Origin of the sequence: Paraburkholderia caballeronis, from assembly GCF_900104845.1 — a bacterium.
Classification (GTDB): Bacteria; Pseudomonadota; Gammaproteobacteria; order Burkholderiales; family Burkholderiaceae; genus Paraburkholderia; species Paraburkholderia caballeronis.
Genome location: NZ_FNSR01000001.1, coordinates 3,620,747 through 3,642,417, shown reverse-complemented (window position 1 = coordinate 3,642,417; position 21,671 = coordinate 3,620,747). Strand labels below are relative to the sequence as shown.

Annotated in this window: 23 protein-coding genes; 19 read left to right on the top strand and 4 right to left on the bottom strand. The window is 69.1% G+C overall.

The genetic code is table 11. The annotated features are described in order from the left end of the window. Positions 1 to 28: 28 nt before the first annotated feature. From BLV92_RS16285 to rfaE2, 6 genes are all read left to right on the top strand, one after another. Positions 29 to 1,021, top strand: a complete 993-nt coding sequence (locus BLV92_RS16285) for a fumarylacetoacetate hydrolase family protein (RefSeq protein ID WP_090546598.1) — start codon at positions 29 to 31, stop codon at positions 1,019 to 1,021. Positions 1,022 to 1,356: 335 nt separating this feature from the next. Next, entirely contained in the window at positions 1,357 to 2,529 is a 1,173-nt protein-coding gene (locus tag BLV92_RS16280) for an ABC transporter substrate-binding protein (RefSeq protein ID WP_090546597.1), read from the top strand. Positions 2,530 to 2,571: 42 nt separating this feature from the next. Then, complete coding sequence (locus tag BLV92_RS16275) at positions 2,572 to 3,396, top strand: enoyl-CoA hydratase/isomerase family protein (protein WP_090546595.1); 825 nt, start codon at positions 2,572 to 2,574, stop codon at positions 3,394 to 3,396. Positions 3,397 to 3,656: 260 nt separating this feature from the next. Next, positions 3,657 to 4,385 carry a PhaM family polyhydroxyalkanoate granule multifunctional regulatory protein gene (locus BLV92_RS16270; protein ID WP_090546593.1) on the top strand — a complete coding sequence of 243 codons (729 nt, stop codon included), beginning with the start codon at positions 3,657 to 3,659 and terminating at the stop codon, positions 4,383 to 4,385. A gap of 517 nt (positions 4,386 to 4,902) precedes the next feature. Further along, a complete protein-coding gene (locus tag BLV92_RS16265) occupies positions 4,903 to 5,778 on the top strand; it encodes a ferritin family protein (RefSeq protein WP_090546591.1) in 876 nt (291 codons plus the stop codon). A gap of 160 nt (positions 5,779 to 5,938) precedes the next feature. Continuing rightward, complete coding sequence (rfaE2, locus tag BLV92_RS16260; RefSeq protein ID WP_090546589.1) at positions 5,939 to 6,421, top strand: D-glycero-beta-D-manno-heptose 1-phosphate adenylyltransferase; 483 nt, start codon at positions 5,939 to 5,941, stop codon at positions 6,419 to 6,421. 31 nt (positions 6,422 to 6,452) lie between these two features. Here the strand turns inward: rfaE2 and BLV92_RS16255 are convergent, their stop codons facing one another. The 3 genes from BLV92_RS16255 to BLV92_RS16245 all read right to left on the bottom strand — a co-directional run bounded on the left by BLV92_RS16255 (position 6,453) and on the right by BLV92_RS16245 (position 8,480). Beyond that, positions 6,453 to 6,692, bottom strand: a complete 240-nt coding sequence (locus BLV92_RS16255) for a hypothetical protein (protein ID WP_090546588.1) — start codon at positions 6,690 to 6,692, stop codon at positions 6,453 to 6,455. Positions 6,693 to 6,798: 106 nt separating this feature from the next. Continuing rightward, a complete protein-coding gene (locus BLV92_RS16250) occupies positions 6,799 to 7,572 on the bottom strand; it encodes a type III pantothenate kinase (protein ID WP_090546586.1) in 774 nt (257 codons plus the stop codon). Continuing rightward, positions 7,569 to 8,480 (bottom strand): biotin--[acetyl-CoA-carboxylase] ligase, encoded by a 912-nt coding sequence (locus BLV92_RS16245; RefSeq protein ID WP_090546584.1) that lies wholly within the window; start codon positions 8,478 to 8,480, stop codon positions 7,569 to 7,571. The genes BLV92_RS16250 and BLV92_RS16245 overlap by 4 nt, the downstream gene beginning before the upstream one ends. Before the next feature lie 144 nt (positions 8,481 to 8,624). Here BLV92_RS16245 and BLV92_RS16240 point away from each other — a divergent pair, with 144 nt between their 5' ends. From BLV92_RS16240 to BLV92_RS16195, 10 genes are all read left to right on the top strand, one after another. Then, the gene (locus tag BLV92_RS16240) at positions 8,625 to 9,758 is read left to right on the top strand and encodes an MlaE family ABC transporter permease (RefSeq protein WP_090546582.1); all 1,134 of its coding nucleotides are present in this window, start codon (positions 8,625 to 8,627) and stop codon (positions 9,756 to 9,758) included. Next, positions 9,755 to 10,633: an ABC transporter ATP-binding protein gene (locus BLV92_RS16235; protein WP_090546580.1), complete on the top strand. Its 879-nt coding sequence runs from the start codon at positions 9,755 to 9,757 to the stop codon at positions 10,631 to 10,633. The genes BLV92_RS16240 and BLV92_RS16235 overlap by 4 nt, the downstream gene beginning before the upstream one ends. Before the next feature lie 91 nt (positions 10,634 to 10,724). Then, positions 10,725 to 11,687: an MlaD family protein gene (locus BLV92_RS16230; protein WP_090546578.1), complete on the top strand. Its 963-nt coding sequence runs from the start codon at positions 10,725 to 10,727 to the stop codon at positions 11,685 to 11,687. Positions 11,688 to 11,920: 233 nt separating this feature from the next. Beyond that, positions 11,921 to 12,535 carry an ABC-type transport auxiliary lipoprotein family protein gene (locus BLV92_RS16225; RefSeq protein WP_090546576.1) on the top strand — a complete coding sequence of 205 codons (615 nt, stop codon included), beginning with the start codon at positions 11,921 to 11,923 and terminating at the stop codon, positions 12,533 to 12,535. A 46-nt stretch (positions 12,536 to 12,581) separates the two neighbouring features. Then, positions 12,582 to 13,799, top strand: a complete 1,218-nt coding sequence (locus tag BLV92_RS16220; RefSeq protein ID WP_090546574.1) for a VanZ family protein — start codon at positions 12,582 to 12,584, stop codon at positions 13,797 to 13,799. Positions 13,800 to 13,970: 171 nt separating this feature from the next. Continuing rightward, positions 13,971 to 14,294: a (2Fe-2S) ferredoxin domain-containing protein gene (locus BLV92_RS16215; RefSeq protein ID WP_090546573.1), complete on the top strand. Its 324-nt coding sequence runs from the start codon at positions 13,971 to 13,973 to the stop codon at positions 14,292 to 14,294. 13 nt (positions 14,295 to 14,307) lie between these two features. Further along, positions 14,308 to 14,940 (top strand): alpha/beta hydrolase, encoded by a 633-nt coding sequence (locus tag BLV92_RS16210; protein WP_090546572.1) that lies wholly within the window; start codon positions 14,308 to 14,310, stop codon positions 14,938 to 14,940. Positions 14,941 to 15,378: 438 nt separating this feature from the next. Next, a complete protein-coding gene (locus tag BLV92_RS16205) occupies positions 15,379 to 16,602 on the top strand; it encodes a D-alanyl-D-alanine carboxypeptidase family protein (RefSeq protein WP_090546570.1) in 1,224 nt (407 codons plus the stop codon). Further along, positions 16,599 to 17,579: a D-amino acid aminotransferase gene (locus BLV92_RS16200; RefSeq protein WP_090546568.1), complete on the top strand. Its 981-nt coding sequence runs from the start codon at positions 16,599 to 16,601 to the stop codon at positions 17,577 to 17,579. The genes BLV92_RS16205 and BLV92_RS16200 overlap by 4 nt, the downstream gene beginning before the upstream one ends. Positions 17,580 to 17,584: 5 nt before the next feature. Then, complete coding sequence (locus BLV92_RS16195) at positions 17,585 to 17,869, top strand: DUF493 family protein (RefSeq protein ID WP_090547142.1); 285 nt, start codon at positions 17,585 to 17,587, stop codon at positions 17,867 to 17,869. Between the two features lie 57 nt (positions 17,870 to 17,926). Here the strand turns inward: BLV92_RS16195 and BLV92_RS16190 are convergent, their stop codons facing one another. After that, positions 17,927 to 18,889: a transcriptional regulator GcvA gene (locus BLV92_RS16190; RefSeq protein WP_090546566.1), complete on the bottom strand. Its 963-nt coding sequence runs from the start codon at positions 18,887 to 18,889 to the stop codon at positions 17,927 to 17,929. Between the two features lie 100 nt (positions 18,890 to 18,989). On the opposite strand from BLV92_RS16190, the gene BLV92_RS16185 reads away from it, so the two are divergent. The 3 genes from BLV92_RS16185 (at position 18,990) to lipA (ending at position 21,275) form a co-directional block, all read left to right on the top strand. Beyond that, positions 18,990 to 19,313, top strand: a complete 324-nt coding sequence (locus BLV92_RS16185) for a DUF2917 domain-containing protein (protein ID WP_090546564.1) — start codon at positions 18,990 to 18,992, stop codon at positions 19,311 to 19,313. A 107-nt stretch (positions 19,314 to 19,420) separates the two neighbouring features. Then, a complete protein-coding gene (gene lipB / locus BLV92_RS16180) occupies positions 19,421 to 20,257 on the top strand; it encodes a lipoyl(octanoyl) transferase LipB (protein ID WP_090546562.1) in 837 nt (278 codons plus the stop codon). A gap of 13 nt (positions 20,258 to 20,270) precedes the next feature. Then, positions 20,271 to 21,275 carry a lipoyl synthase gene (gene lipA / locus BLV92_RS16175; RefSeq protein WP_090546561.1) on the top strand — a complete coding sequence of 335 codons (1,005 nt, stop codon included), beginning with the start codon at positions 20,271 to 20,273 and terminating at the stop codon, positions 21,273 to 21,275. Positions 21,276 to 21,671 lie beyond the last annotated feature (396 nt).

Sequence of the window (21,671 nt, the reverse complement as noted above, 5' to 3'; positions counted from 1 at the left end):
TTCCTCTATCGTCATCCACGCATCGCCCATGAAACTTGCCACGCTGAAGGACGGCACCCGCGACGGTCAACTGATCGTCGTGTCCCGCGACCTGCATACCGCCGCGATTGCCGACGCGATTGCGCCGACGCTGCAACGCGTGCTCGACGACTGGCGCTTCTACGCGCCGCAGCTTCAGGACCTGTACGACGCGCTGAACCACGGCCGCGCGCGGCACGCGTTCAGCTTCAATGCGCGCGACTGCATGGCGCCGCTGCCGCGCGCGTTCCAGTGGGCGGACGGCTCGTCGTACGTGAATCACGTCGAACTGGTGCGGCGCGCGCGCGGCGCGGAAATGCCGCCCGAGTTCTGGACCGACCCGCTGATGTACCAGGGCGGCAGCGACGACTTCATCGGCCCGTTCGACGACATCGTGTGTGTTTCGGAGGACTTCGGCATCGACTTCGAGGCGGAAGTCGCGGTGGTCACCGGCGACGTGCCGATGGGCGCGACGCCCGAGCACGCGCTGAAGGCGGTGCGGCTCGTGATGCTCGCGAACGACGTGTCGCTGCGCAACCTGATTCCGGCCGAACTCGCGAAAGGGTTCGGCTTCTTCCAGAGCAAGCCGGCGACGTCGTTCGCGCCGGTCGCCGTGACGCCGGACGAACTCGGCGCGCACTGGAGCGAAGGGCGCGTGCATCGCCCGATGATCGTCCACTGGAACGGCAAGAAGGTCGGCCAGCCGGACGCCGGCACCGACATGGTGTTTCACTTCGGGCAACTGATCGCTCACGCGGCGAAGACGCGCAACCTGCGCGCGGGTTCGATCGTCGGCTCCGGCACGGTGTCCAACAAGGACGCGACGCGCGGCTACTGCTGCATCGCCGAGAAGCGCTGCCTCGAAACGATCGAGCACGGCGAGCCGCGCACCGGCTTCATGCAGTACGGCGACACGGTGAAGATCGAGATGCTCGACGACGCGGGCAAGTCGATCTTCGGCGCGATCGACCAGGCGGTCGCGCCGCCGGCGAACGCGGGCTGACGCCGCCTTTTACGCGGTCCGAAACGTCGATCGTCGCGCTTCGGGGCGGTTGAGACAGGCCGCGCCGAAAAACGTGATGCGGCCAGGATTGCAGGATGCGCGCGTTGAACGCTGCACATGCGCACGTTCTTCGCGCGGCATGCGCCGCCTGCGGCCAACTGCTGTATGCGGCGGCCGGCGAACCATTCGACGCGAGCATGCCGGAACCGGACCGATAAAAGGGTTTCGCCGGATGCGGCGGCGCAGCGGGCGCGGCTACACTGGCGGACGCGAAGCCGGCGTTCCGCGCGCGGCGCAGACGAACATACGAACAGAAGAATTACGAGGAGACCTTGATGAAGCAGACTCGCCCGAGCCGTTCGACCCGCATCCGCCGCCTGCTTGCGCTGGCGGGCCTCGCGAGCCCCGCGCTCGCGCTCGCGCAGGTGAAGATCGGCCTCGTGCTGTCGCTGACCGGGCCGGCCGCATCGCTCGGCATTCCCGCGCGCGAAACCGCCGCGATGCTGCCGGCCGAGATCGCCGGCCAGAAGATCCAATACATCGTGCTCGACGACGCCTCGGACACGACCCAGGCCGTGCAGGACACGAAGAAGCTGATCGACGAGCAGCACGTGGACGCGATCATCGGCTCGTCGATCACGCCGAACACGCTCGCGATGCTCGACGTGGTCGCGCAGGGCGAGACGCCGACGATCTCGCTTGCGTCGTCCGCGCGCATCATCGACCCGGTGGACGCGAAGCGCCGCTGGATGTTCAAGACCCCGCAGACCGACGCGATGATGGCCGCCGCGATCATGGAGCACGCGGCCGCGCACGGCGTGAAGACGATCGCGTACATCGGCGAGGCCGACGCGCTCGGCGAGACGTTCTACACCGAGGTTCTGAAGAGCGCGCAGCAGCATCAGATCAAGCTTGTCGCGAGCGAACGCTTCAATCGCACCGACCCGAGCGTGACCGGCCAGGCGCTGAAGATCGTCGCCGTGCATCCGGATGCGGTCGTCGTCGGCGCGGCCGGCACGCCCGCCGCGCTGCCGCCGAAGGCGCTGAAGGAGCGCGGGTACAAGGGGCTCGTCTATCACAACCACGGTGTCGGCAACCGCGACTTCCTGCGCGTGTGCGGCGCGGACTGCAACGGCACGTTCATGCCGGCGAGCCCGGTGCTCGTCGCGTCGCAGCTGCCGACGGACCGGCCGGGCCGGCGTCTCGCGCTCGACTACATCTCGCGCTACGAGGCACGGGCCGGCGAAGGCAGCGTGTCCGCGTTCGGCGCGTACACGTGGGATGCGGGGCTGCTGCTCGGCAGCGCGATTCCGGTCGCGCTGAAGACGGCCGCGCCCGGCACCGTGGAGTTTCGCCGCGCGCTGCGCGACGCGCTCGAATCGACGCGCGAACTGCCGGACACGAACGGCGTCGTCAACATGAGCAGCACCGATCACCTGGGCCTCGACCAGCGCGCACGCGTGATGGTCGAGATCCGCGACGGCAAGTGGGTGTACCAGCCGCACTGAGCTTCACTGAGCCGTCCCGACCGCAAGACCGATGGAGCGCCGATGAACGATCCTTTTTACGCGCACTATGGCGCATTGCACGTGCGGCGCCACCCGCACGGCATCGTCGAGATCGTGATGAGCGGCGAGGGCGCGAACCAGAGCGCGCTCGCGACCGCCGACGCGCGGATGCATCGCGAACTGGCCGAGATCTGGCGCGACGTCGATCGCGATCCGGACGCGCGCGTCGCGGTGATTCGCGGCGAAGGCAAGGGCTTTTCGGCGGGCGGCGACCTGAAGCTCGTCGAGGACATGGCGCAGCACTTCGACGTGCGCGCGCGCGTGTGGCGGGAGGCGCGCGATCTCGTCTATAACGTGATCAACTGCGGCAAGCCGATCGTGTCCGCGATGCACGGGCCGGCGGTCGGCGCGGGGCTGGTCGCCGGGCTGCTCGCGGACATCTCGATCGCGGCGAAGACCGCGCGGATCATCGACGGCCATACGCGGCTCGGCGTCGCCGCCGGCGATCACGCGGCGATCGTGTGGCCGCTGCTGTGCGGGATGGCGAAGGCAAAGTATTACCTGCTGCTGTGCGAGCCGGTGAGCGGCGAGGAGGCGGAGCGGATCGGGCTCGTGTCGCTCGCGGTCGACGAAGCCGATCTGCTGCCGAAGGCGTTCGAGGTTGCGAAGCGGCTCGCGACCGGCTCGCAGACGGCGGTGCGCTGGACCAAGTACGCGTTGAACAACTGGCTGCGGATGGCGGGGCCGAACTTCGATACGTCGCTCGCGCTGGAATTCATGGGTTTCGCGGGGCCGGACGTGCACGAGGGCGTGAAGTCGCTGCGCGAGCGCCGTGCGCCGGATTTTCCAGGCGGCGATCCGTTCTGAACGTGGCGGGCGCGCGCGGGCGGTTGCGCGGCGCGTTGTTCGTCAAGCGCCGCGAACGATGGCCGTGTACGCGGTGTGCTGTTCGATGCGACTGGATCGCGCATCGCATGACGATGGCGGCCTCAGCCGACGAAAGCTCGCAACGCGGCCCGTGAACCGTCCCTACATCGCGGCGCGCGCTGTATGATCGGAAAAACCATCCGGTTTCCCGGGACGCGCGCCGCGTTCCGGAAACCCCATCAACGTGCGAGGAGATCCGCATGACCGATACCGCAGGCTCCGTGCCGCCGTTCCCGGGCTTTCCCGGCTTTCCGCCCGCCGAGATGCTCGACCGCATGTGGGGGATGATGCGTCTCACGCCGTTCGGCAGCGCGTTTCCGGGCGTCGAGCCCGGTGTCGCGCAGGGCTTCGGTCCGTCGCTGTCGATGATGTCGGACCTGATGGCGCCGCTCACGAACGTCGAGGAACTCGACAAGCGCATCACCGACATGCGCGCGGTCGAGCAGTGGCTGAAGCTGAACCTGAACATGCTGCAGTCGGCGATCCAGGCGCTCGAAGTGCAGCGCGCGACGCTCGCGACGCTGCGCGCATTCGGCGCGTTCGCGCAGTCGCAGATGTCGCCGACGCCGGCCGCCGCGCCGTCGCACGACGACCCGTTCGGCGCGCGCAGGACGGCCGGGGCGGACGCTCCGCCGCCGGACGCCGCGCGCGCCGGCGGCGAAAACGCGGAGTCGTCGGCCGACGCGCAGACGCCGGCATTCGACGCGTCCGCGTGGTGGAACCTGCTGCAGTCGCAGTTCAACCAGCTCGCGCAGTTCGCGATGGCGCAGCCGGCCGCGGCCGCGCAGAGTGCGGCCGAAGCGGCCGCGAACGCGGCGGCTCGCGCCGAGCCGGCCGCCAAGCGGGACGCGTCCGGCGCGACGAAGCGCGCGTCCGGGCGATCGCCGTCGCCGCGCGCCGCGAAGAAGGCGCCGCCGCAGCCGGAGTGACTCGCCCGCGCTGAAAGGCGGCGCAGGGTGCGCCGTCGTTGCGCGCTCATCGGACTCATCCCGTCTTTCTTCGCGGGCCGGGGCGCGCGCCGCGCCGGCCTGCCCGCGCTCAAATACTGAAAGATCGCCGTGCTATCATGGTGTAAGCTTTTCCGCCGTCTTCAGTCAGGTGGCGTTCGATGCGGAACGCTGCCAGCGCGATCGGGCGCCGCGCCGCGGCATTTGGCCCCGGCGGCATGACAGACGGCCTGCCAGCCGCATCGCGGCCGGCGGCGCGGGCGATCCCCGCACGGCAGCCGGGCCAGAGGAACGGAGCAACTACCCACGGCCGGCGACGCTGCCCTTCATTCCGGTTTGACGGACATTCCACGCGTGCCGCAGGCGTATTCGCGCCACACGGTGCGTCTGGACGCCTGATTACCGCGTAAAATTAAACGCTTTTCGCCTGCGCCGCGCAGGGAAGACGGGCACGCGACAAGCTACGAAGAGTCGTTATGCGCAGAACAGGGGCGGGACTATGAACACGATGCTTTATCCGGAACTTTACAAATCGCTCGAATCGGTCCGCTGGGACATGGAAAAGGACATTCCCTGGGACAAGTTCGACGCGTCGCTCCTGACCGACGAGCAGGCCAAGACCATCAAGATGAACGCGATCACCGAATGGTCCGCGCTGCCTGCAACGGAAATGTTCCTGCGCGACAACCATCACGATAGCGATTTCTCGGCATTCATGAGCGTCTGGTTCTTCGAGGAGCAGAAGCATTCGCTGGTGCTGATGGAATACCTGCGCCGCTTCAAGCCCGAACTGGTGCCGACCGAAGAGGAGCTGCACGCGGTGCGCTTCGAGTTCGATCCGGCGCCGCCGCTCGAAACGCTGATGCTGCACTTCTGCGGCGAGATCCGCCTGAACCACTGGTACCGCCGCGCCGCCGAATGGCACACGGAGCCGGTCATCAAGGCGATCTACGAGACGATCTCGCGCGACGAGGCGCGCCACGGCGGCGCGTATCTGCGCTACATGAAAAAGGCGCTGACGAATTTCGGCGACGTCGCGCGCGCGGCGTTCGCGAAGATCGGCGTGCTGATGGCGTCCGCGCGCCGCACCGAAAAGCCGCTGCACCCGACGAACCTGCACGTGAACCAGTCGCTGTTCCCGCGCGACACCGTGCAGTCGCGGCTGCCCGATCCGGAATGGCTCGAACGCTGGCTCGACGAGCAGATCCGCTTCGACGACGGCTGGGAAAAGAAGGTCATCGAGAGAATCCTGCACAATCTGTCGATCCTGTTCGAGCGCACGTTCACCACCGCGCAGGAACTGAACCGCTACCGCAAGGAAGTGGTGTCGCGTCTGCAGGCCGCCGACCAGGGTTCCACGCAGCAGCCGGCCTGACGCGTTTTTTCGCGCGCCGCGTACGGCGTGCCGGGTTCCGAAACGGTCCGGCGCAGCCGACGCGGCAGTGCAGATGGCCCGGCACGCGCGAGCGCGCCGGGCCATCTGCGTTAACCATCCCGCTTTTTTCTTTCGGCGTTGCACGCCAGGTCCGATTCCGATGCCCGCTTCCTTCGAACGCAAGATCACGACGCGCGACGCGCTCGCGCAACGGCGCCCGTCGCTGCCCGGTCCGGTGGTGTTCACGAACGGCGTGTTCGACATCCTGCACCGCGGGCATGTGACCTACCTCGCGGACGCGAAGGCGCTAGGCGCGACGCTGATCGTCGGCGTGAACAGCGACGCGTCGGTGCGGATGCTCGGCAAGGGCGACGACCGGCCGGTCAACAGCGAAGGCGACCGGATGGCGCTGCTCGCCGCGCTCGAAAGCGTGGACTGGGTCGTCTGTTTCGGGGAAAAGACGCCGGTCGATCTGATCGGCGCGCTGCGTCCGGACGTGCTCGTGAAGGGCGGCGACTACGACATGGACGCGCTGCCCGAGTCGGCACTGGTGCGCGGCTGGGGCGGCCGCGCGCTCGCGATCCCGTTCGAGCACGATCGCTCGACGACGAAACTGCTGCAAAAGGTGCGCGCGCAGCGTTGAGCGTGACGCAACGCGCCGCGCGTTGCATCCGTTACTGCGAAAGCGGCTCCGACTGCACGCGCGGCGACGCGACCGGCCCGCCGATCAGCGGCACGTCGACCGATTCCGATGCGAGGATCGGCCGCACGATCAACCGCTCCGGGTGAATCTGCCGGCCGAGATGCTGGGTTTCGCGCGGCCCCGACGCGGGCGTCGGGCCGAATACGCCGTATATCGCGGCGAACGCGACCAGGTTGGCGACAAGCAGAAAGGCGATCAGCCAGCGCAGCATCGTTGGGTGCTCCGTCGAAATCGTTCGTGAGAAGGTGAGGCGCGGCGCCGTGGCGTTGCGGCGTGCGCCGTTCGGGTTCGATGGGCGGCGCCCGCCATGCGTTCGTTCATGCGTGCGCCGCGATCAGCGCGAGCCCCGACAGCACCAGCGAATCGTGGCGCGTGAACGGCGCTTTCAGGGCAGCGACCACTTCGTCGGCCGCGCCGCCGCCGACGACGAGCCGCACCGGCACGTTCCATTCTTCGCGCAGGTCCGCCCACATCCGCTCGACCAGCCCCGCCTGCGCGAGCGCGCAGCCGGCCGACATCGAGCGGCGCGTGTCGGCCGCGAACGACGGCCGCGCGTGCGTCGCCAGTTCGCGCGCGGCCGGCGCGTCGAGCACCGGCAACTGCGCGGTGTGCTCGCCGAGCGAGCGCATCATCAGCGACCAGCCCGGCGCGATCAGTCCGCCGATGAAACGGCCGTCCGCACGCAGCGCCTCCAGCGTCGTCGCGGTGCCGAACGTTGCGATCAGCAGCGACTCGCCCGGAAACGCCGCGTGCGCGCCGATCATCCCGGCCCAGCGGTCGCTGCCGAGCGAATCGGGCGCGGCATAGCCGTTCGTGACGCCGCATTGCTGCGCGCACGCGCGGATCGTCGTGCGCGGCAGGTTTGGCCAGTGCGTGTCGAGCAGCGCGTCGATCCGCTCGGCGACGCGCGCGCCCGCGACGTTCGACACCCATGCGTGGCGCGGCGGCGGCAGCGCGGACCAGTCCGGCGCGTCGCCGAGGTCCGCATGGACGAGCGCGCCGCCGTGCAGCAGCGTGCCGTTCGTCTGCGCGAGCGCCCACTTGATCCGGCTGTTGCCCGCGTCGATCAGCAGATACGGCCCGCCGCTCATGCGCGACCGCCGGCGAGCCGCAGCGACACGTCGCCGGTCGTCACCGCCTCGCGGCCGCGCGCGGTGTCGAGCAGCAACTGGCCGCGCTCGTCCACGCCGACCGCGACGCCGCGCATCACCTCGATGCCCTGTTCGAACAGCGCGACTTCGCGCCCCGCATACGCGTGGCACGCGTTCCAGCGCGCCTGGAACGGCGCGAAACCCGCGTCGCCGAAGCGTTGCAGCGCGGGTTCGAGCGCGTTCAGCTCGGCGGCGAGCGTGTCGGTGAGGTTCGCGTTCGGCAGCGCGCGCGACAGCGCGGTCGGCGTCGTGCCCGGCACCGCCGCCTCTGCCGCGTTCATTGCGCCGACCTTCGCGGCCAGTTCGTCCGCGCCGCGCACGTTCGTGCCGATGCCGATCACGACGGCCGTCGCGTCCGGCGTGCTCCACGCGGTCTCGACGAGGATGCCGACCAGCTTGTCGCCTTCGAGCAGCACGTCGTTCGGCCACTTCAGCGCGATCTGGCCCGGCGCGGCGACCGGCAGCGTGCGCAGTCCGTCGACGAGCGCCGCGCCGATCGCGAGGCTCAGGCCCGCGAGCCCTTCGACCGGCCGCGGCAGCACGCAGGCGAGCGAGAACAGCAGCGCGTCGCCCGGCTGCGCGTACCATGCGCGGCCGCGCCGTCCGCGCCCGGCGGTTTGCAGATACGCGACGCGCACGATCGGCCGCGCGAGCGCATGCGCGTCGTGCGGCAGCGCCTTCAGGCGCGCCATCAGGTCGGCGTTGGTCGAACCGGTTTCCTCGACGATTTCGATGGGCCAGTCGTGAGCGGCGGGGCCGAACAGCGTGATCGCGCGGTCGCGGTCGATGCGCCAGTCGTCGGCGCGGCCGCCGCGGGCGGCGGAAGGAGGCGTGGGCGTGGCAGTCATGACCCGTATTGTAGTGGGTTGTCGTGGCGCGGCGACGCGCCGGCCGGGCGAACGCAGCACCGGACAATCGTGCGCACGGGCCTCGCGAAACGGGGCGCGTTCGCTACAATGGCTGCTGACTCCATCCCGCCAGACCGCCCTCCCTTGACACAAGAGACGCCGCCCGGCCTCGAAATAGCGGCCGGCTCCAACGGAACGACCGTCCGGCTCTCCGGCCAGTGGACCGCGCTCGCGCTCGCGCGCGACCGCGAGCGGGGCAGCGCCGTGCGGCGGCTGCGCTCGCTCGTCGGCGAGCGGGTCCGGCAGTGGGACCTGTCGGGCATCGAGAAGATGGACCACGTCGGCGGGCAGGCGCTGTGGCGCGTATGGGGCCACAAGCTGCCGCCCGACCTCGTCGCGCTGACCGACACGCAGCGCGACATCTTCAATCGCATCTCGCTGCTCGACTCGGTGCGCGAGGCGCCCGAAAAGATCGTGCGGATCGACCCGGTCACGCAGCTCGGCTTCACGCTGTTCGCGTTCTTCGACCACCTGTACGGCGGCGTCACGATGCTCGGCCGCGTGGTGCTCGACCTGCTGCTCGTCGCGCGCAAGCCGAAGCTGATGCCGTGGGTCGAGATCTCTGCAAACGTTTACAACGCCGGCGCGCGCGCGCTGCCGATCACCGCGCTCGTCGCGTTCCTGATCGGCGTCGTGCTGTCGTACCTGTCCGCGCAGCAGTTGCGGCTCTTCGGCGCCGACCAGTTCATCGTGAACATCCTCGGCATCGCGGTGATCCGCGAACTGGGGCCGGTGCTGTCGGCGATCCTCGTCGCCGGGCGTTCCGGCTCCGCGATCACCGCGCAGATCGGCGTGATGCGCGTGACCGAGGAACTCGACGCCATGCGCGTGATGGGCATTCCGCACGGGCTGCGCCTCATCATGCCGCGCGTGATCGCGCTCGGCGTCGCGATGCCGCTGCTCGTGATCTGGACCAACGCGATCGCGCTGTTCGGCGGCGCCGTCGCGGCAAAAGCGGTGCTCGGCATCGACGTGTCGTATTTCTTCCGCTCGCTGCCGGGCGCGGTGCCGATCGCCAACCTGTGGATCGGGCTCGGCAAGGGCGTCGCGTTCGGGATGCTGATCGCGATCGTCGGCTGCCACTTCGGCTTCCGCATCAAGGCGAACTCGCAGAGCCTGGGCGAGGGGACGACCACGTCCGTCGTCACGTCGATTACGATCGTGATTCTCGCGGACGCGGTGTTTGCGATCCTGTTCCAGAACGTGGGGATCGGATGAACACGCCGCTCAAGGAGGCCGTGCGCGATCTGCCGCTGCCGTCGATCGGCGAGCCGGTGATCGAGGTGCGCAACCTGACCAAGCGCTACGGCCGCAACATCGTTCACCAGCATCTGGATTTCGAAGTGCGCCGCGGCGAGATCGTCACGATCGTCGGCGGCTCCGGTTCGGGCAAGACGACGCTCGTGCGCCAGATCCTCGGCCTCGAAAAGCCGACGTCCGGCACGGTGCGGCTGTTCGGCCAGGATCTGACGGCGATCGACGAGGAAAACGCGCGGCTGATGCGCAGCCGTACCGGGATGCTGTTCCAGCACGGCGCGCTGTTCTCGTCGCTGTCGGTGTTCGACAACATCGCCCAGCCGGTGCGCGAACTCGGCAAGGTGCCGGAGGATCTGCTGCGCGACATCGTGATGCTGAAGCTCGAAATGGTCGGGCTGCCGTGCAAGCACGCGTCGAAGATGCCGGCCGCGCTGTCGGGCGGGATGATCAAGCGCGTCGGGCTCGCGCGCGCGATCGTGCTGGAGCCGGAACTGCTGTTCCTCGACGAGCCGACGGCCGGCCTCGACCCGCGCTCGTCGGACGAAGTCGTCGAGCTGATCAGCACGCTGCATCGCGCGCTCGGGCTGACGGTCGTGCTGGTCACCCACGACCTCGACGCGATGGTCGCGCTGTCGACGCGCGTCGCGGTGATCGCCGACCGCAAGGTGCTGGTCGCCGCGCCGGTCGAGGAGGCCGCGGGCGTCGACGACCCGTTCATCCGCGAATATTTTCTCGGCATGCGCGGCCGGCGCGCGCTGCAGGCGCTGCCGCCCGCGCGCCGCGCGAAGCTGCCGCCGGCGGCGCTGGAACCGGCTTCGGTCGGCATTACGCGATGACGGACCGCACGCCGCTGCCGCACAACGCGTGCGCGCGCCGCGCGCTCGCAAGCCGCGCGCCGTACCGCGCGCGCAACGAGGGACTTTGACGATGGAAAACAAATCGCATGCGTTCTGGGCCGGGCTGTTCACGATCAGCCTCACCTGCGCGATCGCGCTGACGGTGTTTTTTTTCAGCGCCGATCGGACCGTGCACGTGCCGTATGATCTGATCGCGCGCAGCAACGTGACGGGGCTCTATGGCGGCGCGGCGGTCCGTTTTCGCGGGCTCGACGTCGGCCGCGTGCAGTCCGTCGCGTTCGATCCGAAGCGGCCGGGGCTGATCCGGATTCGCGTGCTGGTGGACGAGCAGGCGCCGATCACGCGCTCGACGTTCGGCACGCTCGGCCTGCAAGGCGTGACCGGCGTCGCGTTCGTGCAGCTCGACGACACGGGCGTGGACCTGTCGCCGCTCAAGTCGTCGGACTCGCAGGTCGCGCAGATCCCGATGCATCCGGGCTTGCTCGACCAGTTGCAGCAGCGCGGCGACGCGCTGCTGCGCCGGCTCGACAAGATTGCCGACGACGTCGATGCGCTGCTGTCCACCGACAACCGCCAGCAGATGATGGCGACCGTCACGAGCCTGCAACAGGCGGCCGACGGCGTGAGCACGCTCACGCAGCAGCTCGGGCCGACCGCGAAGCAGTTGCCCGGCGCGGTCGCGTCGCTGCAACGCTCGCTCGACTCGACGAATCAGCTGATCGCGAACGTGAACCGGCCGGACGGCCCGTTCATCACGAACCTGAACAAGGCCGGCACCGCCGCGCAGCAGGCCGGCGACGCGCTCGCGTCGATGAACGGCTCGATCCGCGATCTGTCCGCGCGGATCGGCTACGACACGCTGCCGCGCGTCGACTCGCTGACCGAGGACGTGCGCGCCGCGATGCGCTCGGTGGACAGCGCGGCCGGCACGTTCAGCCGCAGCCCGCGCAGCGTGCTGTTCGGCGGCGCGCCGCAGCCGGCGCCGGGGCCGGGCGAGCCGGGCTTCGCGTGGCCGGCGGCGGGCGGCCGGTGAGGCGGTTCCTGCGCGGGGGCGCGAGTTCGCTTGTGAAACGGTTCGTGAGCCGGTTCATGCACCGCCCCGCAAGCCGCTTCGTCAGCTCCGCCTCCCGTCATTTTGCGCACTGCATCATTTTGGGCGAACTTGTGCGAGCGCCGTCGATCCGAACACCGTCGGCCCGCCCGGCGCGCGTCTCGCGGCGCGCCCACCGCGTGCAATGCCTGAACCAGAATCAAGAAGGAACCGTCATGTCACGCCCGATTTCTCACCTTTGCCGCTCCGCGCTCGCGGCGCTCGTCGCCGGTTCGATGCTCGCGGCCTGCGCGGGCAACCCGGCTGCGTTGTCCGACGTCCGCTACGATCTCGGCCCGGTCGCCGCCGCGCCGGCGTCCGGCGCGCTGCCGCCGCTGAAGGTGCTCGACGTGAGCGCGCCGCCGCCGCTCGACAACGACGGTTTCGTGTACCGCCTCGGCTACGCGTCGCAGCGCAGCGCGCGTTATGCGAACAGCCGCTGGACGATGTCGCCCGCGCGGCTCCTCACGCAGCGGCTGCGCACCACGCTGTCGTCGCACGCGACCGTGCTGACCGGCGCGGACTCGGTGCCCGCGCCGATGCTGAAGATCGACCTCGACCAGTTCGAGCAGGTGTTCGACAGCGCGACCGAAAGCTCGGGCGTGCTGTCCGCGCGCGCGACGCTGATCCAGGACGGCAAGGTGATCGGCCAGCGCACGTTCGTGTCGCGCGCGCCGGCGAGCACGCCGGACGCGTCCGGCGGCGCGCGCGCGCTCGCGGCCGCGAGCGACGAACTGGTCGGCCAGATCGCCGCGTGGCTGAGCGTGCAGGCGTTCGCCGGCACCCCGTGACCGGGGCGGCGCCCCGACCCGCTTTCATGCAACCCAGGCCGCGACGATGAACTGGCGCGATCCGGCCCCCACGCCTCCGCAGCCCGGACCCGCGCACGACGGCGGCGAGCCGGGCGCGTTGTGGCGCAACCGGCCGTCGGTGCTGGCGCGCCAGGCGCTCGCGGTCTACGCCGCGCTGATCGTCTACGGATCGTGGTATCCGTTTCGCGGCTGGCGCTCGCTCGGCCTCGGGCCGCTCGCGTATCTGTCCGATCCTTTCCCGCAATACCTGACCGCGTTCGACGTCGTGACGAACGTGCTCGGCTACATGCCGTTCGGCGCGCTCGTCGTGCTCGCGGTGTGGCCGCGCTGGCGCGGTGCGCTCGCGGTCGCGGCCGGCTTCGCGGGCGGCGCGCTGCTGTCCGCGCTGATGGAGGCGGTGCAGACGTATCTGCCGACGCGCGTCGCGTCGAACCTCGATCTCGCGTCGAACGCGCTGGGTGCGCTGCTCGGTGCGGTGCTGGCCGCGCCGGCGACCGGCGCGCTGCTCGACCGCGGCTGGCTGCGGCGGCTGCGGTTCCGCTGGTTCGAGCGCGACGCGGCGGCGGCGGTCGGGCTCGCGGCACTGTGGCCGTTCGCGACGATGTTCCCCGCGCCGCGCCTGTTCGGGATGGGCGACTGGCCGGTCGTCGCGTGGCAGAAATTCGATCCGTCGATGCAGGACGCGGTGCTCGCGTGGACGCCGGCCGCATGGCACCTGCGCGCGTGGCCGGCCGCGCTCGCCGCGCGGTTGCCGGACAGCGGCTGGGAGGCGCTCGTGACCGCGCTGAACCTGTTCGCGGCCGCGGCGCTCGCGTCGCTGCCGATGCGTCCACGCGCGCCGCGCGCGCGGCTCGTGCTGCTGCTGGTCGCGACGACGCTCGTCGTGAAGGTCGGCGCGACGTTCCTGCAATCGCAAGGCGGCCTCGTGTTCGACTGGGCGACGCCGGGCGCGCTCGCGGGCATCGGCTGTGGCGTGGTCGCGGCGCTCGTTTCGCTGCGGCTGCCGCGCGCGTTCCGCGCGGCGGCGGCCGTCGCCGCGCTCGTCGCGTCGCTCGTGCTCGTGAACCTGCTGCCGGTGAATCCATACTTCGACGTCGTGCTCGCGGACTGGCGGCAGGGGCGTTATCTGCATTTCAATGGACTCGCGCGCTGGCTCGCGTGGATCTGGCCGTATGCGGCGCTCGTCTGGTGCGCGTTCTCGCTGGAGCGCGCGTGGCTCGACCGGCGCGCCGCGTCGCGGTGAGCGGGCGAAGTCTGGCCGGAGTGGGCGGGGAGCCGGGTCGCTCAAGCCCCGGCGGCTCCGGCGTCGGCTGCGCGGCCTCGCTATAATCGACCGACCACATCCCACGGGTCGCCGGCGCGCCGCCGCTTCGTCCGCCGCGCCGTCCCGGCTTCAGTCCAGGTTCTCCACACCATGACATCGTTCTATCAGCATCACGTGTTCTTCTGCCTGAACCAGCGCGATCCCGGCGCGGACCGCCCGAGCTGCGCGAACTGCAACGCGCAGGCGATGCAGGAGTACGCGAAGAAGCGCGTGAAGCAGCTCGGCCTCGCCGGGCCGGGCAAGGTGCGCATCAACAAGGCCGGCTGTCTCGACCGCTGCGAGGAAGGGCCGGTCGTCGTCGTGTATCCGGAGGGCACGTGGTACACGTACGTCGACGAGGCCGACGTCGAGGAGATCGTCGTGTCGCATCTCGCGAACGGCAAGGTCGTCGAGCGACTGAAGATCGACCGGTGAGGCGGCCCGCACGATGAACGCACAAACGCAGAAATTCCTGATCGACGGCCCGCTCGGCAAGATCGAATGCGCGCTCGACCGGCCCGACGCCGGCACGCCGGTGCGCGGCATCGCGCTCGTTGCGCATCCGCACCCGCTGTTCGGCGGCACGATGGACAACAAGGTCGCGCAGACGCTCGCGCGCACCTTCGTCCAGCTCGGCTACACGACGTACCGCTCGAACTTCCGCGGCGTCGGCGCGACCGAAGGCGAGCACGACAACGGGATCGGCGAACAGGACGACCTGCTCGCGCTGCTCGACTACATGCGCGCGCAACCGGGTCACGCGGACCAGCCGCTCGTGCTCGCGGGCTTCTCGTTCGGCACCTTCGTGCTGTCGCACGTCGCGAAGCGCCATGTCGAGGCCGGCGGCGCGATCGAGCGGATGGTCTTCGTCGGCACCGCCGCGAGCCGCTGGGAAGTCGCGCCGGTGCCGGACAGCACGCTCGTGATCCACGGCGAACTCGACGACACGGTGCCGATCCTTTCCGTGTTCGAATGGGCGCGGCCGCAGGAACTGCCGGTCGTCGTGATCCCCGGAGCCGAGCACTTCCTGCACCGGAAGCTGCACGTGCTGAAGCGGATCATCGTTGAAGCGTGGCGCTGACGCATCCGCTTTTCCCTGCTTTCGTCTGAAGTAAGGCATTCGTCATCCGGCGCGCTTCGTGCGCGCCCCGCGCCGTCGCCACGCTTGCCGCAAGCCCGCCGAAAACGCGAAAAGTGCGCGACAGGTCCGCGCAAACGCAACACCCGCGGAAAAACGCGCGGATGCCGCGCGTATAATGGGCGCTCTTTTTGTGGGCGCTGCGCCGTGAAGTTTGCGGCACGCGTCGTCGTCCAGACTGTTGCCGCGCGAAGCGAACCCGCCGCGCCGCCGCCGGTCCAACGGGCGCCGTTCGCGTGCCGGCCGACGCGCGGTGTCGGATGCGCGCCGCCACGCGGCCCGCGCGTCGCGACGCCGGCTCGCGCAGCCCGGCGTCCCGCTCTTTCCGGCTTTCCAGAACGCGCGCCGCATGGCGCGCCCAATCCTGCCCGAACTGAACCTATGCGTTTTCTCTCCTCCGGCTTTCCGTCCTCCGAATCTTTCGTCCCTCACCCGATTGTCCGTACCGTCACCGCAGGCGTCGCGTTGTCCGCGACGCTCTTCGCGTCGACCGCCGCGTTCGCGCAGGTGCCGCCCCCCGCGGTGAACGCGCGCTCGTGGGTGCTGGTCGACGCGACCGCGAACCAGGTGCTCGCATCCGGCAACGCGGACGAGCGCGTCGAGCCCGCATCGCTGACGAAGCTGATGACCGCGTACCTCGTGTTCGAGGCGTTGCAGTCGAAGAAGATCACGATGGACCAGGTCGTCACGCCGAGCGAAGCGGTGCGCCGCGTGAAGAACGACGAGTCGCGGATGTTCATCGAGGCGAACAAGCCGGTCAGCGTGCACGACCTCGTCTACGGGATGATTATCCAGTCGGGCAACGACGCGGCGATCGCGCTCGCCGAACTGGTCGGCGGCAGCGAGTCGAACTTCGTCACGATGATGAATGCCGAGGCGCAGAAGCTCGGCATGGCGCACACGCACTTCGCCGACGTGAACGGGATGCCCGATCCGCAGCACTACACGACGGCGGGCGACCTCGCGCGGCTGTCCACGCAGCTGATCCGCGACTTCCCCGACTACTACAGCATCTTCTCGGTGAAGGAGTTCACGTACAACAACATCAAGCAGCCGAACCGCAACCGGCTGCTGTGGATCGACCCGACCGTCGACGGCCTGAAGACCGGCCACACGCAGGCGGCCGGCTACTGCCTGATCGCGACCGCGAAGCGTTCGCTGCCGGGCGTGAACGGCGCGACGCGCCGGCTCGTGTCGGTGATGATGGGCGAGCAGAAGGAGCACGACCGCGTGCAGGACAGCCTGAAGATGCTGAACTACGGCTATAGCGCGTACGACACGACGCGCATCTATCAGGCGAACCAGACGGTCGCGACGCCGCGCGTGTTCAAGGGCGCGGAGGATTCGGTGAAGGTCGGCGTGAAGACGGACCAGTACGTGACGCTGCCGAAGGGCGCCGCCGACAAGGCGAAGCCGCAGATCGAACTGACCACGCCGCTGATCGCGCCGATCGCGAACGGCCAGACGGTCGGTTCCGCGAAGTTCGTCGGCGCGGACGGCAAGGTGCTCGCGCAGTTCCCGGTCGTCGCGCTGCAGCCGGTTGCGCAGGCGGGCATCGTCGGCCGCCTGTGGGATTCGGTGATGCTGATGTTCAACAAGAAATGACCGCATCGCCGCTGACGTCGGACCCGCTGACGTCCGACCCGGCGCCGGACGCGATCGTCTGGCTGAACGGCGAGTTGACGCCGCTGGCCGACGCGCGCATTCCGGTGCTCGACCGCGGTTTCATCTTCGGCGACGGCGTGTACGAAGTGGTGCCCGTGTATGCGCTCGCGCCGGACGGCGCGAGCGAGCCGCTGCGCGTGCCGTTCCGGATCGCGCAGCACCTCGCGCGGCTCGCGCGTTCGCTCGACAAGGTGTCGATCGGCCATCCGTTCGACGAGGCCGGCTGGCGCGAACTGATCGCGCGGGTGATCGACGCGAACGAACGCGCGGGCGCGATTTCGCGCGACGAACCCGCGATCGTCTACATCCAGGTGACGCGCGGCGTCGCAAAGCGCGGCCATGCGTTCCCGGCCGGCGTCCGGCCGACCGTGTTCGTGATGGTCACGCCGCTGAAGCCGCCGACCGACGCGCAGCGCGCGAACGGCGTGCGCTGCGTGAGCGCGGAGGATCGCCGCTGGCTGCATTGCGACATCAAGTCGGTGTCGCTGCTCGGCAACGTGCTGATGGCGCAATACGCGGTCGAGCACGGCGCGACGGAGACGATCCAGTTGCGCGACGGCTTCGTGACCGAAGGTGCGTCGTCGAACGTGTGGGTGGTGAAGGACGGCGTGCTGTACGCGCCGCCGCGCAGCAACCGGATTCTCGAAGGGATCCGCTACGGGCTGATCGAGGAACTGGCGCGCGAATGCGGCATCCGCTTCGAAGCGCGCGAGATCGACGAGGCGGCGCTGCGCGCGGCCGACGAACTGCTGATCAGCTCGGCGACGAAGGAAGTGCTGGCGGTGTCCGAACTGGACGGCCGCCCGGTCGGCAGCGGCAAGCCGGGACCGGTGCATGCGGCGCTGTACGCCGCGTACCAGCGCGCGAAGGCGCGCGAAACGAATGAAGTCGCAGCCACGCAGGAGGTGAAGCCATGAGCGGCATGTCGCAGAACGAGCAGAATGTGCAGAACGAATCGCTGATCGAGTATCCGTGCGATTTCCCGATCAAGGTGATGGGAAAGGCGCATCCGGAGTTCCAGGACACGATCGTCACGGTGATCCGCACGTTCGACAGCGGTTTCGACGCGGAAAGCGTCGAGACGCGGCCGTCGAGCGGCGGCAATTACATCGGTCTCACGGTGACGGTGCGCGCGACGAGCCGCACGCATCTCGACGACATCTACCGCGCGCTGACCGGCCATCCGATGGTCAAGGTCGTGCTGTAAGCGCGGCTGAGCAGGCCGCGTTTCGCGGTCTGCTCACCGTTTTTCACGCCATTTCCCCTATTTCCCGGCCGCGCGCATCGCGTCGGCCGCGGCCTGCGGTCCCGCTTCGCACGCGGTGTCGTAAAGCTGCCTGAAGCGCGCGACCTCGTCGAACACCCAGTCGCGGAACGCCTTCACGCGCCCGGTCTGCAGCAACTGCGGCGGGCAGATGAAGTAGTAGCGCCACGGGCTCGGTCCGTCGATGTCCTTGAAAAGCCGCACGAGCCGGCCGGACGCGATCTCGTGCATCGCGAGCGAGCGCCGCACGAGCGCGATGCCCTGGCCGTCCATCGCGGCTTGCAGCAGGTTCGACGAGTCCTGATACAGCACGCCGCGCTTCGGTTCGGGCAGGTCTTCGAGGCCGGCCGCGTCGAACCATGGACGCCACAGTTCGTCGTCCGAGCGCAGCAGCGGCAGTTGCACCATCTCGTGCGGCGTTTTCGGCAACTTGCCGCCGTTGAAGTGCGGCGCGCACGCGGGGAAAAAAATCTCGTCGAGCAGCAGTTCCGCGTGCAGCCCCGGATAGTGGCCGTAGCCGAAGCGGATCGCCGCGTCGACGTCGTCGCGCACGAAGTCGGTCAGCGCGTTCGTCGATTGCAGTTCGAGGTCCCATTCCGGGTGCGCCTCGATGAAGCGGCCGATCCGCGGCGTCACCCAGCGCGCGGCGAACGAGGTCAGCATCGACACGACGAGCCGCCGTTCGCGGTCGCCCGAGCGGATTTCGGCGGTCGCGCGCGCGAGCAGCGTCAGCGCATCGCGCACGTGGCCCGCGTAGCGGCGGCCGGTATCGGTGAGGCGCACGCGCTTGCCGTCGCGCGCGAACAGCGCGACGCCGAGCTCCGCTTCGAGCGCGCGGATCTGGTGGCTGACCGCGCCGTGCGTGACGAACAGTTCGTCGGCGGCGCGCGAAAAACTCTCGTGTCGGGCGGCGGCTTCGAACGCCTTCAGCGCATTCAGCGCCGGCAACTGGCGAAGATCCATCGTAATTTTTCTCACAAGACCGTGAAAATAGATCGTTTGGTCCGATCCCTTGCTCCGCCTACGATTGTAGCCATTGGTGGCAGGCAGTCAGGAGTCGGAAATGAGAGAAATTTCTTCGGATATCACATTCGAGCTAGCTGGCGGCGACGTCGCGTCGGTGCGCGTCGCGCGCAGCACGCGGCTGGTCGTGCGCGATGGGCTCGTGTGGGTGACGCGCAGCGACGACGTCGCCGATTACTGGCTCGAACCGGGCCACACGCTGCGGCTGAGGCGCGGCGAGCGGTTGTGGATCGGCACGGAACACGAAGCGGCGCGGGTCGCGTTCGAGATGCCGGCGCACGCCGGCGAGCGCGCGTTCGACTGGTTCGCGCGCGCCGCCGCGCGCTTCGGGCTTCACGCCGGGGACGGCTGGCGAACGGTGTGACGGCGCGCTGCGCAGGGCGTTTCGCCGGATCGGCGCCGGCGGCGGTCTGTTGCCGGCGCGTCCGGCGCCCGGCGGCTTCGGTCCGATTTCGGTAAACTGGCGGAATCATGTGCGCCACCCCGGTTTCATCCCCGCCGATTCTTTCCGATCCCGTCACGCCGGGATCCGCGTCGCCGGCCACACAGGCCGTTCCGTCTCCCGAAGCGCCTGCCGTCGCGCCCGCATCCGTGCCGGTCGTCGTGCGCTGGCGCGGCAGCGAAGCGTACCAGGCGAGCTTCGACGCGATGCGCGAATTCACCGCCGCCCGCACCGCCGACACGCCGGACGAACTGTGGCTCGTCGAGCATCCGCCGGTGTTCACGCTCGGCCAGGCCGGCAAGCCCGAGCATCTGCTCGTCGCGAACAGCGGCATCCCGCTCGTGCAGATCGACCGCGGCGGACAGATCACCTATCACGGTCCCGGCCAGGTCGTCGCGTATCTGCTGCTCGACCTGCGGCGGCGCCGGCTGATGGTCCGCGAACTGGTCACGCTGATCGAGCAGGCCGTGATCGAAACGCTGGCAGCGTATAATCTCGCCGGCGAGCGCAAGGCTGGCGCGCCCGGCATCTACGTGTCGCGCGGTGCAGGCGAAACGCCCGCCGCCCACGCGGGCGCGAAGGTCGCGGCGCTCGGGCTGAAGATCCGCAATGGCTGTAGCTATCACGGCGTGAGCCTGAACGTGGCGATGGACCTGAAGCCGTTTCTCGCGATCAACCCGTGCGGCTACGCGGGGCTCGAAACGGTCGACATGGCGACGCTCGGCGTCGCCGCCGGCTGGCGCGACGTGGCCGCGACGCTCGCCGCGCGCCTGATCGCCAATCTCGACGCGAATCTCGAAGCCGCCCGTGCGGCAACGCTCGCGCAACCGCACCAACCGCAGGCCAGCGCCGCATCGGCCGCCTGACTGGATCGAACGAATGACTGACGTAACCGCGAACCCCGCCGCGAATCTCGCCGGCACTCCCGCCACCGACGCCGTTCCGTACGACGCCACCGCGAAACAGAAGGCGCAGGCCAAGACGGCGCGCATCCCGATCAAGATCGTCCCGATCGAGAAACTGAAGAAGCCCGAGTGGATCCGCGTGAAGGCGGCCACCGGCAGTTCGCGTTTCTACGAGATCAAGAACATCCTGCGCGAGCACAACCTGCATACGGTGTGCGAGGAAGCGAGCTGCCCGAACATTGGCGAATGCTTCGGCAAGGGCACCGCAACGTTCATGATCATGGGCGACAAGTGCACGCGCCGCTGCCCGTTCTGCGACGTCGGCCACGGCCGCCCCGATCCGCTCGATCCGGAAGAGCCGGGCAACCTCGCGCGCACGATCGCCGCGCTGAAGCTGAAGTACGTGGTGATCACGAGCGTCGACCGCGACGATCTGCGTGATGGCGGCGCGGGCCACTTCGTCGAGTGCATCCGCCAGGTGCGCGAGCTGTCGCCGGAAACGCGCATCGAAATCCTGACGCCGGACTTCCGCGGCCGTCTGGACCGCGCGATCGGCATCCTGAACGCCGCGCCGCCCGACGTGATGAACCACAATCTCGAAACCGTGCCGCGTCTCTACAAGGAAGCGCGCCCCGGCTCGGACTACGCGCACTCGCTGAAGCTGCTGAAGGACTTCAAGGCGCAGCATCCGGACGTCGCGACGAAGTCCGGCCTGATGGTCGGTCTCGGCGAAACCGAGGAAGAGATTCTTCAGGTGATGCGCGACCTGCGCGCGCACGACGTCGACATGCTGACGATCGGCCAGTACCTGCAGCCGTCCGAGCACCACCTGCCGGTGCGCGCGTACGTGCATCCGGACACGTTCAGGATGTACGAGGAAGAGGCGTACAAGATGGGCTTCACGCACGCGGCCGTCGGCGCGATGGTGCGTTCGAGCTATCACGCCGATTTGCAGGCGCACGGCGCGGGCGTGGTCTGAGCGCGCTCGCTATACCTGCTCCGCTGCAGGAACGAAGGCCCGCTCACCGCGGGCCTTTTTATTTGCCTGCCCAACCCCCCTGCCGTCAGGCACGCGACACCGCCGCGCGGCGCTTCGCAGCATCACAGCCTCGCCATCCGATCCTTAAATCCGGGATTCCAGACGCGATCCGGCGGCGATTCCGGAAATCCGGACCGCCGCCATGATTCAGAGATAAAAACTCCTTACCGATCAACGGCTAAGCCGATCTATTCGGCTGGCATCAACCTTGCCTTTTACGCGCACGGCCAGCCATGGCCGGACAACTAAAGCAAGGAGACAGCCGATGCCCGAATTCTCTCCCTGGTACTGCTGATTCCCTCGCACTTGCGGCCGGCGCCGCAGGCGCGCGCTGGC